Below are 1369 nucleotides of genomic sequence, written 5' to 3' on the forward strand. Positions count from 1 at the left end.
CAGGGTGATTACTATGATAAATACAAAAGATTCTTGATAATTTTAGTTTAATATTTTTAAGGATAATTCAATATTCTTAGACAATAGTTCTCTTAGGATAAAGCCAATTACCCTATTTATAAGCGATTAAAAGTCTTTTCTTTATTAAGCGGCTTGATTTACCACGTACTTCTTTTTATTACGTACACAAGAACATATTCTCATCAATAACTTATTCTTGATGTTATTGATAGTCAACATATTGTTTTTCCCTCTTTCGGACTGTCTTTGATAATAATTCTTAATTACTGGATCATGTTGTATGCTTGACATCGCACAGAGATATAATAACCGTTTTAATGTCTTATTCGACATATGGTGGACTTTAGGTTTGCCTCTTATACTTTTTCCTGATGTATGTTCAAAAGGAACCACACCACAATAAGAAGCTAATTGTCTAGGCGTTTCAAAGGAAGTAAACATATTAGTATAGTAAATTAATGCCATGGCTGTAATAGTCCCTACACCAATGACAGAAATTACCAACTTATAGATTTCATAAACTTCTTGATCCTCTTTTATTAACTCTTGTAAACGCTGATCTATGGCTTCTATCGCTTTTTCAATCTCTTTAATAACATTGTTATTAATAACAGAAAGCTCTGCATACATCTTAGGTTCAAAACCTTTTAATTCATTAGTTTTACTAGTTAAAGCGGTCTTCTTTTTTTTATAAGTATCTCGTTGTCTTAATAATACTTGTATTTTCTTTAATACATCTCTAGGAGCTTTGAAGAGTGTTACATCCTCTTGGTTTTTCTTAGCATATATGGCTATTCGCTCAGAGTCTATTTTATCATTCTTTCCTCTCTGAACCCCGTTACTATGAACAATACGATAAGCCATTTCTACCCATAGATAACATCTCTTTTTTAAAAGGTTTTCTACGATTATACTCTTATAGATACCTGTATGTTCCATACAAATTAGAGTATCTTTTAAAAAACATTGATTACTCTTTATCCATTTCAACAATTCTTTAACCCCGTCTTTATCATTAGAAAACTGATTGTGAAATGTACTTTTTGAATCTGTAAGAATAGTTACATCAAAGTACTCTTTGGAAATATCTATTCCAACAAAATGTTTAAATTTGCTCATAACATTTGAATTTGAAACAACCTATACTAAAATATTATCTAGTCCTTGATAATAGACAACTACGTCTTAATTACTATTTGATACTTTTTAGTAAAACCAACAAAGTCTTAATCACCCTATAAGTATTGAACTTTGACAATGTTTCTAGTTAACTTTGTTGGTTGGGTTGTTTTATTTTACTTCAATAAAATTATCATATTCTCAGTTAGCAAATCTAAAGGACATACTG

1 protein-coding gene is annotated in these 1369 nt (G+C 29.5%); it reads right to left on the bottom strand.

The window, feature by feature from the left end; translation table 11 throughout:
- Positions 1 to 144: 144 nt before the first annotated feature.
- Positions 145 to 1140 (bottom strand): IS110 family transposase, encoded by a 996-nt coding sequence (locus ACUTSE_RS18110; RefSeq protein WP_445641266.1) that lies wholly within the window; start codon positions 1138 to 1140, stop codon positions 145 to 147.
- Positions 1141 to 1369 lie beyond the last annotated feature (229 nt).

The organism is Myroides sp. TSA_177.3 (assembly GCF_052691955.1).

Excerpts from the sequence above, each read along its gene's own strand:
- ACUTSE_RS18110 (WP_445641266.1), bottom strand. The coding sequence starts at position 1,140 with ATGAGCAAATTTAAACATTTTGTTGGAATAGATATTTCCAAAGAGTAC.